The sequence below is a fragment of the Enterococcus sp. DIV2385 genome (assembly GCF_051711925.1).
Taxonomy (GTDB): Bacteria; Bacillota; Bacilli; order Lactobacillales; family Enterococcaceae; genus Enterococcus; species Enterococcus faecalis.
The window spans coordinates 1,582,407-1,597,749 of sequence record NZ_JBIONV010000001.1; the positions used below are offsets into that span (position 1 = coordinate 1,582,407).

General features: G+C 34.6%; 12 protein-coding genes. 1 reads left to right on the plus strand and 11 read right to left on the minus strand.

Annotated elements, in window-relative coordinates; all coding sequences use genetic code 11:
* Positions 1 to 10: 10 nt before the first annotated feature.
* The 6 genes from IGM04_RS07790 to IGM04_RS07815 form a co-directional block, all read right to left on the minus strand.
* Positions 11 to 742, minus strand: coding sequence for a GntR family transcriptional regulator (locus tag IGM04_RS07790; protein WP_002360115.1), 732 nt, complete (start codon positions 740 to 742; stop codon positions 11 to 13).
* Positions 743 to 1,127: 385 nt separating this feature from the next.
* Positions 1,128 to 2,030, minus strand: coding sequence for a glycosyltransferase family 8 protein (locus tag IGM04_RS07795; protein WP_010710277.1), 903 nt, complete (start codon positions 2,028 to 2,030; stop codon positions 1,128 to 1,130).
* Positions 2,020 to 2,865: a glycosyltransferase family 8 protein gene (locus tag IGM04_RS07800; protein ID WP_033598422.1), complete on the minus strand. Its 846-nt coding sequence runs from the start codon at positions 2,863 to 2,865 to the stop codon at positions 2,020 to 2,022. The genes IGM04_RS07795 and IGM04_RS07800 overlap by 11 nt, the downstream gene beginning before the upstream one ends.
* A gap of 500 nt (positions 2,866 to 3,365) precedes the next feature.
* Entirely contained in the window at positions 3,366 to 5,426 is a 2,061-nt protein-coding gene (locus tag IGM04_RS07805) for an LTA synthase family protein (protein WP_002361977.1), read from the minus strand.
* 41 nt (positions 5,427 to 5,467) lie between these two features.
* The gene (locus IGM04_RS07810; protein ID WP_256924916.1) at positions 5,468 to 6,856 is read right to left on the minus strand and encodes an MFS transporter; all 1,389 of its coding nucleotides are present in this window, start codon (positions 6,854 to 6,856) and stop codon (positions 5,468 to 5,470) included.
* Between the two features lie 381 nt (positions 6,857 to 7,237).
* Entirely contained in the window at positions 7,238 to 8,092 is an 855-nt protein-coding gene (locus IGM04_RS07815; RefSeq protein WP_002361978.1) for a LysR family transcriptional regulator, read from the minus strand.
* A gap of 391 nt (positions 8,093 to 8,483) precedes the next feature.
* On the opposite strand from IGM04_RS07815, the gene IGM04_RS07820 reads away from it, so the two are divergent.
* Complete coding sequence (locus IGM04_RS07820; RefSeq protein WP_002369253.1) at positions 8,484 to 9,314, plus strand: MBL fold metallo-hydrolase; 831 nt, start codon at positions 8,484 to 8,486, stop codon at positions 9,312 to 9,314.
* Positions 9,315 to 9,461: 147 nt separating this feature from the next.
* On the opposite strand, the gene sprE is transcribed toward IGM04_RS07820, so the two are convergent.
* From sprE to fsrA, 5 genes are all read right to left on the minus strand, one after another.
* Complete coding sequence (sprE, locus tag IGM04_RS07825; RefSeq protein ID WP_086317942.1) at positions 9,462 to 10,316, minus strand: serine proteinase SprE; 855 nt, start codon at positions 10,314 to 10,316, stop codon at positions 9,462 to 9,464.
* A 48-nt stretch (positions 10,317 to 10,364) separates the two neighbouring features.
* Complete coding sequence (gene gelE, locus IGM04_RS07830) at positions 10,365 to 11,897, minus strand: gelatinase GelE (protein ID WP_086317943.1); 1,533 nt, start codon at positions 11,895 to 11,897, stop codon at positions 10,365 to 10,367.
* Between the two features lie 234 nt (positions 11,898 to 12,131).
* The gene (gene fsrC / locus IGM04_RS07835) at positions 12,132 to 13,475 is read right to left on the minus strand and encodes a sensor histidine kinase FsrC (RefSeq protein ID WP_086317944.1); all 1,344 of its coding nucleotides are present in this window, start codon (positions 13,473 to 13,475) and stop codon (positions 12,132 to 12,134) included.
* Positions 13,472 to 14,200, minus strand: a complete 729-nt coding sequence (gene fsrB, locus IGM04_RS07840; protein WP_002371940.1) for a quorum-sensing system protein FsrB — start codon at positions 14,198 to 14,200, stop codon at positions 13,472 to 13,474. Before fsrB ends, fsrC begins: the two co-directional genes overlap by 4 nt.
* Before the next feature lie 88 nt (positions 14,201 to 14,288).
* A complete protein-coding gene (gene fsrA / locus IGM04_RS07845; RefSeq protein WP_073340375.1) occupies positions 14,289 to 15,020 on the minus strand; it encodes a response regulator transcription factor FsrA in 732 nt (243 codons plus the stop codon).
* Between the last annotated feature and the right edge of the window lie 323 nt (positions 15,021 to 15,343).

Sequence of the window (15,343 nt, forward strand, 5' to 3'; positions counted from 1 at the left end):
CTTAACTCTCCTAACTATTCCGAATATGGCGTATCTGATAATGAAATTGGTCTGCTCGTGCCACACTCAACGTAAATTCAATAATTTCATTTTTCATGTTATATGTCTGGCGTGCTAAATGAAGGACTGGCGCTCCTTCTGGAATCATCAATAATTTGGCATCTTCTTTTGACGCAATGCTAGCGTATAATTCTTCATCAGCTAAACGAACGGTTTGCTTAAAATCTTCCGAAAATAGATCATATAATGGTTTGCTACGTAGTAATTGATCCGTGAGTGATAAGAAAAATTTCACAGGCAAGTATGTGTCTTCAACCATTAATGGCTCGTTATCAGCAATCCGCAACCGACTTAATTTAAAAACTGCCTCTCCTAACGAAAGATTCAAATGCTGACAAATAAATTTATCCGCTTCCAATTTTTCGAAGGATAATATACGGGTATGTGGTTTTCGACCCAGCCCTTTCATTTGTTCTGTAAAACTATATGCGCCAGCTAAATCAGCGGCCTCTTTTTTTATATCTGAAACAAATGTTCCTTTGCCATGACGACGATAGATGGAACCTCTATTTTCTAGTTCTTGTAGCGCTAACCGGACCGTCGTCCGACTCACTCCATATTGTGCAGTCAATTCACGTTCAGAGGGCAACTTGTCATGAGGAATCATGCATGTTTCGATTCGTTCCTGCAGCAAATCAACAAGTTGATGATACAAAGCTTTGTTTTTAAAGGCATTTTCCATAACTTTCTCCTTTACCCTAACTGGTTATAACCACAAACCAATAGTACGGTGGTTTTTTTTATTTTGTCAATAAAAAGTATTAATAAATATCTTCATACCGCTATAACCTTGAAATGATAACGTTTGCATTTTTTTATTTTTCTTTATTGTAATATTTTTTTCCTCAAGAAATCATTTTTTTATAAAAAACCATCCTTAAATATGATACCAGTTGCTGGTTTTATTTTAAATAGACAAAAAAGAGTATGAGACAAAAATCACTTTAGATTTTTGTCTCATACTCAAAATCTGAAAAACAGTTCGATCCCGACTTCTTCGTTTCTATTGTTTGGTTCTGGCAACAACTAACAAGTAACTAATTTTACGAAATCCATGACAATATTCATTATTGAGCATATTCAATCCTTCTGCTAATTTTCGTATAAGATAAATATTGATTGAATGTGTTGACACAACGAAAGGCCGTCCTATTCGCATATTGATCATAATAACGCTTGGTATACCACTGAAATTCTTTCGTCCAAGGTTTGACATGGCCAGTAAAGTGGATAATGGATGGTGCTCTTCTCGTTTCTTCATATTGTCTTTCTCCATAAATAGTCGGATGTTTTTTCGCTTTTGACAGAATATAACCTTGGGCATTCCACTTAGGATGCAACAGGGTCCAACGGTCGTGTAAAACCGCATTCAATGCATCTTGATCATGGAAACGTAATTTATCTGGATTTTCTTCAATAAATCTTAAGACTTTAGTGGTTACATCTAAATTCAACCATTTTTTAACATCGATTAGCAACAAGCCTGAGTTAAAATAACACATAGATTCTGCAGGAATCGCCATTTTTTCCAAACGTTGATGGAACCCTGCATCTTCAACAGCGGCGATGATATTTTCACCTAAATCAACTGTCCATAATTTTGCGACATCATCTAAGGCAATCATGTCACAATCCATATACAACAGCCGTTCGATCTGGCTTCCTCTAAACAGCTCTGGAATAGCAATCCTGTAGTAAGCTGTTTTGGGAATTCGTTCACTGGTTACAACATTTTTGAAAAAATGGGGGTTGATTTTTAAAAATGTTAACTCTGCATTGATTTGGGTATGTTTAATCGTAAAATACAGTAGTTGCTTGCTTTCAAAATTGATATTGTCATCAATCACATAAAAATGAACAGCTGCCGCTGAAGGACTATTTTCTAAAATTGAAACAAACATAGCAGCAAGATGCGGTACAAAGTTGGTATTGCAACAGGAGACAATCGCTAATTCTTTTCTATTTTCCATTTCTTGCACCTACTTTCTTTAATTTGTTTAGATAAAGAGCTGTATAAGGATGATTTTCTAACGTATTCCAAGGTTTATCGTGTCCAGTAAAATGAATAATCGCTGGCTCTTGATTTCCCGCTGCATATAATTTTTGGTAAGCCTCATTAGGCGCTTCATGACGATTAAAAACTAAAGACGTCTGCATATTCCATCTTGGTTCTAGAGCTAGCCAATCTTCATAAAGAACGGCGTTTAAAGCATCTTGGTCATGATAAACTATGCGGTCCCCATTTTCTTCTAGATACTGAATTGTTTTTTGAGTGATTGCTTTCTCGTTCCATCGGTCAATATCAATAATCATGACTCCTGAATTAAAATAATAATCGGAGGAATGGATGCCCAAACGTTTCAAGGCATATGCTTGACCAGGATCAATAACCGCGCCAATCGTTTGGTTCACTAATGGCGTATCATACAACTGGACAATATCATCTAAAACAAGCGTATCTGCATCTAAATAAAGAACCTTTTTATAGCTATATTTTTGTAAAAGTGACGGTAAAGAAATGCGTAAGTATGCGGTCGTTGTAATATGATCACTCACTAAAAAATTTTGATACACTTCTTTGTCTGCTGTTAGAAATTCAACAGTTGCATTTTGTGAGTTACTACTAACCGTTTCTCGGAGTGCTTTTTTGCTAGATAGCGACAGCCCATCATCAATCACATAAAAATGAACAGGTCTCTCCGCATGACAATTTTCTAAAACAGTTGTCATCATTACATTCAAATAAGGAGCATAATTTTCGTCTGAAGCTGTCACAATTGGCACAATCTTCTGATTTTTTCTCATCAAAACCACTCTCCTCTTTTATTTTTATAGCTAAGTTCCTATTCAGAATAGGCCCTGAAAAACTTACCTGCAAATCATATGCTCATTATTTTATAATATAATTATAATAAAAATATATTTTATGGCTATAAAATAATTTTGTTTTCCGTTAACAACTATTAAAAAAACAACATTTCTCTTACTTTATCCTCAAAAATACTATTTATTTAATACTTGTTTTACTAATTTTTTTATCTAAAAATTCGCCTGTTGTATTTTCTGTTGATGATAATTTTAAAATGTACAGCGAAACTTAATATAAATTCTAAACTGACTTCTTACTCAATAAAAGAGCGAAAGAGCCTGGGACAAAAATCACTTTGGATTTTTGTTCCAGGCTCAAAACCTGATAAATGGCGAGAACAGAACCAATTCCTTCGAAAATAAACGGTTCTGTCCTGACCTCCTTCACTTCATATATGATTCTCTTTCCCTTCCAAAAATTATCCTTCTTAAATGATCTATGGCGTAGTCGGATAATTTTGGACTGTCGTTTGATTGCCATTTTGACTAAACAAGCTGGTTGATTGTGCATTTTTTTGTTTTTCTACTTCTAAGACTTTGTTTTTTTCAAAAGCCACATCATAGTTGTAGTCCTTTGGTTGCACTTCTTGGAATCCTTGTGGTTTATAAAAACGTAAAAGGTTTTCCTGATTTAATTTGTCAGATAAACTTAACGATTTTTTCACCCAATCGTTATCTTTCGTGACTTCTGCTTTTAAATCTGCTGGAACTTGGTCTAATTTTTTTCCTTGATTATTGTAGATTTCCCCACCTAGATACGAAAATTGAGGCGTTACAAAATCGCCATTTCTAAAAGGAACCACTTGTTTATATTGAGGAGATAAAAGGTCCGTGCCAAAATGGATATAATTTTTATCATCGACACCTAAAAGATGGTACAGTGTCGGTAAAACGTCAATTTCCCCACCATATTCGTGCATGATTTTCCCTTGCGTATAGCCTGGCATGTAAAACATCAAAGGTACTCTTTGCAATTGCGCATTGTCATAGTTTGTCCACGTTTTTGGATCGCGGTTGAAAGCTTTACATAAGTCCTTGTTGTTCGCATCTGAAATACCGAAGTGGTCACCATAAATAACAAAAATAGAATGATTGTATAAACTTGTTGTTTGCAAGTAATGGAAAAATTGTTCTAGCGATTGATCCAAATAGTGCGCTGTTCGAACATAATCATCCACAATCGAATTGCCTGTGTTCAATTTAGGAAACGGGAAGTTTTGGTCATCCGTATAATAAGGGGTATGATTGGTCACAGTTAAAAACTTCGCATAGAATGGCTGCTGTAAATGTTCAAGCTCACTAGCTGATTCACGCAACAATTGTTTATCTAAAATACCGTAACCTAGCATTTTGTCATCTTTTGAAAAATATGACCGATCAAAAAAGTATTGATATCCTAAGTTTTTATACACATGGTCTCGATTCCAAAAACTCCCCACGTTTCCATGGAAAACAGCGGTTGTATAGCCTTTTTGTCCTAAAACTGCGGGAGCCGCTTCGAAAGTATTGTCTGATCCTAATTGTGTAAAAAGAGAGCCTTGCGGTAACCCGAATGTTCCTGTTTCCAACATATTCTCCGCATCACTCGTTTTTCCTTGCCCTACTTCATGAAAGAAATTATCAAAACTGATTGTCGCTTTGTTTTGATAGAGCTGATTTAAAAACGGTGTAACCTCTTGCCCTTGGACTTTCATATTAATCAAAAATTGTTGAAAACTTTCTAAATGAATCACAAATACATTTTTTCCTTTGGCAATCCCGGCATACTGCGGATTAAGCGGTAAATTGTTTTGCTTGGTAAATTTCATGATTTCAGGTAATTCGTTTGAACTAGCTTCTGCTCTTACCTCATTTGACATGGCTGTTTTGACACCATCGATGGCTGTGAATGCATCCAAGCCAAGATATTTTACAATATAATTACGGTCAAAAATTCTTTGAAGCAATTGAGGACGATCGGTTTCGCTTAAAAATAAGTTAACCGAAAAGAGCAAGACACTTAAACAACTAATTGAGATCGCCAATCTTCTGTTGATAGGTTTGGTCACAAAGACTTGATGATTCCGTCGCTGTTTAAAAGAGTAAAATACCAAAACGAGCAGCACTAAAGTATCTAGCCAATAAAAGACATCGTGGACCCTCATTAAGGCAAGTAAATCACCAGAAATTCCTTCTGAAACTTTTGAAAAGCCAAAAACAGATTGGATGGTAATAAAGTCAGTGAATTCACGATAAAAAATAATATTCAAATATAAAATTAATGTATTTAAAACATTTAAAAGAGTTAAGCTAAGCATAAATGTTTTATGCTTTTTAAAATACAAACTAAAGCCAAATAATAACAGCGTAGTAGCAACTGGATTGAACCATAAAATTTCTCGTTGGAGACTGCCCTTAACGCCTAATGAGAAATCTAGGTAATACGCCAGAATCGTTTTTGCCCAAAAGAGTAAAACAAAAAATAAAAAGAGTCCTAATCGGTTATTTATTTTTTTCATCTAAGTTTGTCTTCCTTTCCCTTCAAAAAAATCTTGATTTGTTAAAAATAAAACCTAACTCTGCGCAATGACTTTTTCGCTAGCGGAGAATTGGATAAATAACTTAAAAAGATAATCGCAATGGCGCAACATCCAAATAAAAGCCATACGTTTGTAAAAGGTGTTCGAGTAAGCGAACTAGTAATAGGCTTTGTAATTAAAAGACTTGGTAGCGCCACCCCTAAAGAATTGCCAATTTGCTTACATGTCACCGCAATGGCTGCTGCCGTTCCTGACTGAGAAAGTGGCATTCCTTCAATCGCTGTAATGGTAATCGGTGAATTTAACATCCCAAACCCAATGCCTAAAAAGATATAAATAATAAATAAAATAATCATAGGCGTTGTTTTAGTTACAAATAATTGTAAAAAGCTAACAGCCAACATTGAAATACCACAAAGCATAATAGGACGTTTCGTCCCTATTCTCCCTACCATTTCGCCGGCTCTCGGTGCAACAAGAAAACTAACAAAAGCCAAAGGAATGGTTGATAAGCCAGCTTCCAACGGGCTGAAGCCTCTCATCTCTTGCAAATATAGCGTGTTTAAAAATAAATAGCCGTTATATATGATAAAGCCAAAAATAGCTAAAAAAGAAGCCGATGTAAATGGAATAGATAAAAAGAAACGCGGGTTGATTAACGGATTGTCAATGTTATATTCATAAATAAAGAAAATGACAATGGCTAAACAGCCGATTATCCCAGTACTTAAAATATCTGGCGCGAAAAGCCCTTTTCTAGGTAGTCCGATAATGGAATAGATAGAACTAAATAGAAAAAGAATCATCAATGCTTGACCAACAAAATCATTTTTCGCCGGTTTCTCTACTTTTGACTCAGGTACAAACTTTTGTGTAAGGATGATTGCCGCAGCAATGATCGGTACATTTACAAAAAAGACATATCGCCAGCTAAAATAAGAAACAATCAGTCCGCCAATAATTGGGCCCATGCCTAAGGAAATCCCTGTAACAGAGCCCCACAAGCCAATTGCTTTCGCTCGTTCTAACTTTTCGGTAAATACCTGTGTAATAATAGACATTGCTACCGGATTTAACATAGAACCACCAATCCCTTGCAACATGCGAAACGCGATCAATTGCCCTGGGGTTTGCGAAATCCCACATAGGAAAGACGCTAAACCAAAACAGGCTAAGCCCAATTGAAGGACTCGTTTACGGCCAATTCGGTCTGCTGTAGACCCAGATAACAATAATAAGGATGCTACCATTAAAGTGTAGCCATCTGTTACCCACTGTAATGTAGACAGATTCGTGTGAAAATCACTTTGAATGGATGGTAACGCCACATTGACAACCGTAACATCCATGGTCACTACAAACAAACTCATGCAACAAGTATACAAAATAACTTTTTTTCTATCGATCATAAAAACAGTCCTTTCTAGCAACTACATAAAACAGGAAAAGCAACAATGACACTTAAACTTCTAACGACACAGTTATCGCAAGTACTCACGTATCAACAGTTCTTTATATTCCTTGCCATTTAGTTATTTTATACTTAAAAAAATAAATCTTTAGATAGCCAAACTATACACCAGAACCCCTTTAAATTGAACCGTAATAGATACGATTTATCGATTCTTAAGTTATTAAATAATTGAACATTCCGTTCAGAAATATCGAACAGCCCCATAATTGAGCATCTCTTTTAAACAATGAACAACAAAAATAGCCTTATCCGCAGCAGAAGTAAATCTAAGCGAATAAAGCTATTTTTGGTAACTATTCCAAAGTAATTTTAATGGCTAAGTCTCTAGCAACTTTTGTAAAGTTGCCTTGATTTGACCAGGTTGGACAAAAACCGAACTGGAAACATTTCGGTATAAATAAAATTTTTGTTTTCGTTCAATCGGTAAAAAGAAGAGTTTAGAATCAATTTCCTGCAGTTGTTCTTTCCGAAGAGAGATTACCGCATAAACTCCTTTACTTTTTTCAATGAGACGAGTAAGCATCAATGTATCGTAGCAACAAACAAGCGGACTTGTTAATTGCAACATTTCTAGCACACTCTTGGTAGCTTCTAAATGATCTAAGTGATGAGGCAAAAATAGAAATGGATAGTTGGTCAAACAGCTGAAGCCTTCTTCCTCAATTTCTTGTTTAATTTCTCTTGAAACACAAAGATACATTTTTAGTTCAATTAATTGTTCTTTCTTTAAAACTGGACTATTCACATCTGCAGAAGTAATCACAAAATCCAACTCATGATTCTCCAATTTATTCAATAACTCAAACGATGAACCATGGTAACATTCCCAAAAACGATTCAGTTGATCCTCATTTTCTGTCACTTTATACATCAAGGACGTATTTCCAAAACCTAAACGCATCACTGGATTCTCAATCATTTCATGCAAATTAAGTTTCATTTTCTTGGCCTCGTTTAAAATGATATATACAGATTGGACGATTTTATCACCATAGGAATTTAACGTCAAAGAATTCCCGTTACGGTCAAAAAGTAAATGGCCCAATTCACTTTCCAAATCTTTTAATGACGCACTTAAGGTTGATTTACTAACATGGAGTTCAGAGGCTGCTTTGGAAATACTATTATATTTTGCAATGGTATAAAAATATTCTAATTTTTCAATAGTCATCTTTTGTCATCCCTTTTATTCAAATTCATTTGCCCACGTAACCTGTTCAAAACACGCCTCACTCTTTATCAATAGCGTAGTTATTTTTGCTCTAATAAGCTATGTCCATCTTGTTATTTTTCTATAACTAATAGCAGATGGATATGAAAGTGCCTTTGGTAAAACTTTTTTTCGGAAATAGTACGAGCATTCGCAGTAAATTCAGCTTATTAACAAAGGCGTCTAGCTTTTTCTATTTTACGCAAATTTACTTAAGAAATTCCATTTCAATTCTTTTCTAAAAAAGGTAAGATGGACACAACAAATATTTCAGTTTCCATGCCCATTTACTTTAAGGTTCAGCGTTATCTACTAAGTATGAAGAATGTCAAAGAAAGGTTAGGTACTCCCAATGAAAATCAACTATTTAGGTACGGGTGCAGCAGAACGGATTCCAGGAATTTTTTGTAATTGTAAATTATGTAAGTACGCTCGAGAGAAAAAAGGACGAGAAATTCGTACACAAACTCAATTAATTATTGATGATGTCCTGCTGATTGATTTTCCAGGAGATTCTTATTTACACTTGTTGCAGTATGACTTGTGTTTTGCAGACTTTGACTCTTTACTAATCTCTCATTGGCATTCCGATCATTTTTACGGCGAGGATTTGGCTTATCGAATGTCTGGTTATGCATTAGATATTCCCAATCGTTTAACTGTTTACGGAAATGAAGCAGTTAAGACGTTTTATCAGCGCGCCTTTGATTTAGAAGGTCGTCAAGATGATACCCGATTACATTATCAGGTTATTCAGCCCTACAAATGTTTTACTATTGCGAACTATACGATTTATCCCCTTCCTGCACAACATGGAAATTTCAGTGAAGATTGTTTTATTTTCGTTATAGACGATGGTAAAGATGCTTTTTTATCCACCCATGATACAGGTTACTTTACGTCAGAAATGTTTGAATATCTTGAAAAGAGCCACTTACTTCTTAGTATTGTTTCTTTAGATTGTACTAGTCAAACAAACGAAACTGGCAATAGTCATATGAATTGGGAAGAAAATTTAAAATTAATTGCAGAATTAAAAGAAAGAAAACTCGTCACAGATAAAACGATTTACGTTGCCAACCATTTTTCTCACAATGGCGGCTTGTCTTATGCGGAGATGGCGGCTTTATCTCAAAAGCATGAAATCATTACGAGTTATGATGGTTTAGAAATACTAACTTAATCGGATTATTTGCCTTCTTTTCAGCACTATTATATGCTTTTAACCGATAATTACAAGGTACTTTTATCGTAACTTACACTATCTTAAAAAACAAAAATACTCGAGATTTCCCGTGATTCTGGAAATTCCGAGTATTTTTATGGTTCTTTACGCTGCTGGCACAGCGGATAAACGTTTATTTTCTTCTTCATTCACTCGATTGACAATAAAGTTATAATTCACTTCATTTAGTCTTTGACCATGGTTTCCTGTTTGCTTAATGCCACCATTGGAATGAACACCAACTACTTCAAACTGAGCATTATAGATTGGTGAACCAGATTGACCACCGGTTGTATCGATATCATAAAATAGTAATGGATTTTCTAAGTCTGTAAAGTTAGATGTAAACAAATCATTTTCATGAGACCATTGTGTGTGGTTTTTCTCACCTGGATAGCCTGATATTGTGACATGGGTATCTGAAGATTCAAACTTTTTCAAAGCAAATGGCGTTAAAATTTCTCCCAACTCTGGGCCATCTGGACGATCGTTTTGTTTGCCGACAGTCACTACCGCAATATCCGCATTCGGGGAAAAAGCTACATCAATCACTTTGAATTTGCCAAATGGTGTCGCACTGCCATCTCGACCTGGATAAAACCAAGCATCATCTTTGGCATTCGGATTTAATACTTTGGCATTCTTAAAACTTTCAGCCACATGATTATTGGTGACAATTGTATTAGTTCCAACAACAAAGCCTGTTCCTAAAGAAATATAGCCTGGTTTACTGGCAGGGGAAATGATTCTTCCGATTGACGCAAAAGGCGCTTCGGTTGTATCTGCCACTTCTTGTCTTCTGTCTTCAGGGTCCAGTAACGATCTTTTTTGTCGTGAATGACTTTCGGCAGGAACGATATACTCTTCTGCATTTGCAGACAAGCTAAAACCGGCGATCAAAGTTACTAAAATCAGAAACAAAAAACCAGCACTAATTTTTCGTATGGAGAACTTTTTCATAAGATTATGCCACTCCTTATCCATTTTTATTTAATTGGGGAATTTTTTTCATTCATTGACCAGAACATATTCACTTGGTTGGTTTACCTGAATGTCCTCTTTAGCTCCGATTCCAGCAGAGTTAAAGGCTGCTGACACCACTGAAGCTGCTTCATCGCCATATTGAACTTTTGCAGCAGCAAGCATCGCATCACGAGCATCACTGAATTGTGCTTTAGGTGTTAAGTAATTTACTAACGAGCTGTAGAAAATAGTCTGTGCTTTTTCAATGCCTAAGTTCTGGATAATGGTGTAACCAATCCGATTAATAATTCCACTATTATAATGAACACCGCCTTGATCATAATAAGGCGTTCCTTTATACCGTGCTCGATCGTCGTATTGAGCCATGGTTTCTGGTTGTCCGTGTTTACTTGGCGTTTGTAAATTTCGAATACCTGTTTTTCGGTCAACACTCTGAGTATCCGCACCAATTTCTGGATTAGATGCACCCGAAATAATATAACCCATCAAATCAGAATAAGATTCATTCAACGCACCTGATTGTCCTAAATATTCTAAACCGGCAGTATGTTCCGTCACACCATGTGTCATTTCATGACCAACTACATCTAAAGAGGAAGCATACGTTTTTCCTGTTGGTGTACTTGTTTCACCATAACGCATTGCTTTTCCATCCCAAAAAGCATTGTCATAAGCATCTGGATGTTGTTCATCAACAACTGACAAGATGGGCATCCCTCGATCATCAATACTGTGTCGTTGGAAATGATCTTCATAATATGTTTTTACAAATTTTCCATGCGTATAGGCGTCAACAGCATTCTGATTTAATGCTGCTAGTGATGGTGCTTGAATAATAGAATAATTATTTTTGCCATCAGCTACTGCATGGTAAACCCCTGTGTTATCCGTTCCGTGTAAAACAATTCCCGTATTGCTTTTTTCAACTGGTACATTAAACGTTACTTGAAAAGAGTTTTTTAACGTTACTTCACTACCGACATGTTCCGTTAAATCTTGTTTTTCCATAATTGTTCCATCTGTAGCGTTCACTTTATAAACCAATGATACGGGGTCACCAGTTGGTGAAGAAGTTACTCTGACTTTATAAAATAATTGCCCTTCATTATTTACACGTTTGTCAATAGCTAAAAAGACAAGATCTTTATTTTCCGGATTATCAGAAGCAATAATTTTTTTAACTCCTTCTTCACCGATTGCATCAACCGATTGAATTTTCACTACTTGATCAACTGGATTTCCTGTAACACTTGTTACTGCACCGTTTTTATCTAAATGAATAATCACATTATCTGAATCAACAGTAACGCCTTCCGTTTGCTTTTCTAACTTAAGATGCTTCATCCCCCACGCATCTTCTTTTCGATCTACAACCGTATATTGTTCAGCAGCTGCCTCAGAAATTGCCTCCTTTTCCAACTTCGATAAAACTGTTGAAACTTCACTTTCTGAATAAACTTGTTCTTCTGCTGCTACAAAAAGTGAAGAAAATAGACATGAACTTCCAACAAAGATGCCTGTACCTAAAATGTATAAAATTTTATTTCCCTTCATCAAACGATTAACTCCTTCCCCAGTTTCCTTTTATTTCTTTTCCCAACAAAAGTATTGCTTTATCTTCCCTAATCTTTCCCGTTAAACGACCGCTCCTTTCCCTGCGTAAATATTTGTTGCTATTTTCATTATAGACAACTGCCTAACCGGCACTATCTAAATTCCTTAATCAGCCGACATTTTTCCCTGTATTGCCCCTCATATCTCAATACCATAGCAAAAAAGTTGTTAACAAATTCATTCGTTAACAACTTTTTTACTATTATGATTTTTTTCAATAATTAAATGTTGAGTGACCGCTCCTTCATTGAAGGACGTTTGCAAATCAAATTGATCTGAAAAATCAACAATTTCTTTTACATATAACAATCCCCAACCGTGCTCTTCTGGGTTACTTTTAGAACTAAATTTGGTTTTCTTCATAACCCTAAAATCAAATTCGGCTTGGACACTATTTGTTATCACAAACTCTTGTGTTTCATTTTTATTGAAAATTGAGATAGCGAACATTTTCAATTCTGATTTTGCACTGTTTTCAATCGCGTTATCTAATAGAATAGCCAACAAACGAATCACAACCACTAAGTCGATTGATGTATCGAGAATAAATACTTCTGGCACATCAACAATCACTTTTAGTTTTGCTTGCTTTGCGGTATTAATTTTCATACTTATGAGTGCCTTAAGTTCCATATTTTTCAAACGATTTAACTTCATAAGTTCAAATTCTTCATTATCAATAATTTTTTTGGTTGGTGCAATCGTTTCTTCATAAATTCTTTTGATTTCCAGAATATCTTCGTATGAAATAGCAATTTGTAAACTATACAATAAATTTTTATAGTCATGACGAAACATCGCTAGCTCTTCGTTAATGGATTCTATTTTTTCAGTATAAATCGTTAAATTATTCAATAATTGAGTGTTGATACGTTGTTCTTCCAAATAAGCTTCAATGACTAAGCCAATCAGAATTAAAAATAAACCTACACTTATTAATAACTCCAATTTAGAACTATTTACCGTGACAAATCCTCGCATAAAGTCAGGTGAAATCTCTGGCGAAATCAAAAACACAAAAAGTAACAACAGAATCAACAATAAAAGTAAACAACCAAAAAAAATTCGGCTATTTTCTAACACACGATTTAATCTTAAAAAAACACTATTGGGAATTTTTAAAGCAATCCAGATATTTATAAGCAACAGAAGAACATTTGAGGCAATCCATAATAATTTATTTTGATAAATCTGTTGAAAAAAAACACTTAAAATCGTTTGCTCCGTGTAATTGATAAACGAAACCATAAGCAATGTAAAAACAGACAAAAATATCGCTTTAAAAATTGAGAACCTCTTTTTGTGAATGAGTAAAAATCCTGTAAAAATAACGACTGTCAGCGCATAAATCAACCAAGAGTAGCCCAACATTAATGCCGCAAACGAACAAAGATTAATGACAATAAGCAATGAAAGCAACGGTATTTTACATTCAATCTTGATCAATGTTACTCGTAAAAAGACAAAAACGATAAAGCTAGATACAAGCAAAACGTTAGTAGCTAATAACGACAAAATCATTTTTCAATATTCTTTTTAGGTTTTTCAGTTTGTCCCATCCATTGTCCAAATATATTGGGCGAATTTTGATTTAATCTAGGCTTAGTTCCCACACCATCACTAACTTTTGCAACTCTTTTTTCAATAACATTTTTAATTATTTTTTTACCAAATTTCATAAAAACACTTCCTTCAATTAAATTTTTTGTTACAGGGAGTATCATCAGACCTTGGATGACGAGACCGTAGAGTATTACTGAAGCAATCTTTTCTTTGACAAACAGACTACATAAAATAAGTAAACACACCCTTATAAGGCTTTGCTTTTTGAGCACGTTTAAATCAGATCGCTGAACAGGTTCGATTGCTGTTCCTTGTGGCGCATACCAATAAAATAATACAACTAAGAGGCAAATCAATAGAATTTTATAAATAAACGGTAAGCTCACAGAAGAATTTTTCAATACAAATGGTACGGCGACATAGATAACAATGCTTTCTAGACGACAGAGCCATTTAGTTTTTGCATGCCAGCCACCTGCGACAGGCCGTAAAAAAACCAGTACGACGTATACAATAAAGGTTTCGCTTAACGTCCCAAATAAAACTGATAAAATCAGAATCATCAGAAAATTAAATAAGCCAGAAAAATAAACGGTTAGATAATATTTTGTCCATTGTGTTTTTCCTGATTGATCTTCCTGATCCATATCCATAATATTTTTTAGAATCCAATCGATTAGCATATCGCCCTCCTCTTCAAGTATTGCACTAAATTATAACGAATATAGCGACTAATAGATAGATAATTCCTTAATTAGTCATTATCCCTCCCTAAGTAAGAAACAGCGCCTTAACCTGAGTATAATATCTTCTTGAGACTGGTACTTCCGTTCCGTCTCTCATAGTTAAAAGATGCGTTTTATAATTTAATTTTGACGCATATTTTTTATTAATGATGATTGATTGATGGACTCTAATCAAATCTGGATGCAGTTGTTCAATTTTTGATAACGTTCCATAAAATTCTCTTTTAAAATTTTTACCAACCATTGACACACGATGATCGTATTCCGTTTGAAAGAAATAAATATCATTAATATCCATTTTTATAGAAGACGCTTTTAAGTTAATGATAATATATTCACTTTTTGTCTTTATATTTTCTTTTTGTTGAATATATGCGTCGACACATGTTTCAACTTCTTTTTGGAAATCTAGAAAATCCACGTTCTTTTGAATAAATTGAAGAGCTGAAACCATATATTTGTAGGAGGTTAAAACTAATTCTGTGTGAGTAGAAATAAATACAATCAGACTTTCACTGTCTGTTTTTCTGATTTCTTTGGCAACCTCAAATCCTGCCTGGATATGATTGTTCATTTGAATATCTAGGAAAAAGATATTTAGTTGGGCGTCCTGGTGTGCCACTTGTAATAATTCATCTGAACGTGAAAATAAATGGATTGTTTCATTATAAATATTTCTTGAATGTAGGATATTTGTTACCAATGCTTCTAACGCTTTTGCTTGAATAATTTGGTCTTCTAATATATAAATAGCCATTTGTTCACTCATCCCTTTCTCAAGAAGATATAAAATTACACAACAAAAGACAAATGATTATAATGTTCAATCAATTTATACACCAATAAAAGAGATAAAAAATTGATTGTCTGTTAGTATATTCACATAAATTTAGTATAGCGATTTCAGTAGTTTCCTGCAAACAAAAACATAAAATAACAAAGTATAAAGAAAGAGTACTTTGGACTATTCATCTTTTGCTAACGAATCATGAGGACTATTGTCTCTTCGTTGATGAAAAACAAAGAATCAACCGCCAAACTGTTCTTATCATTTTATACATGACAAAATCAATTCATTGG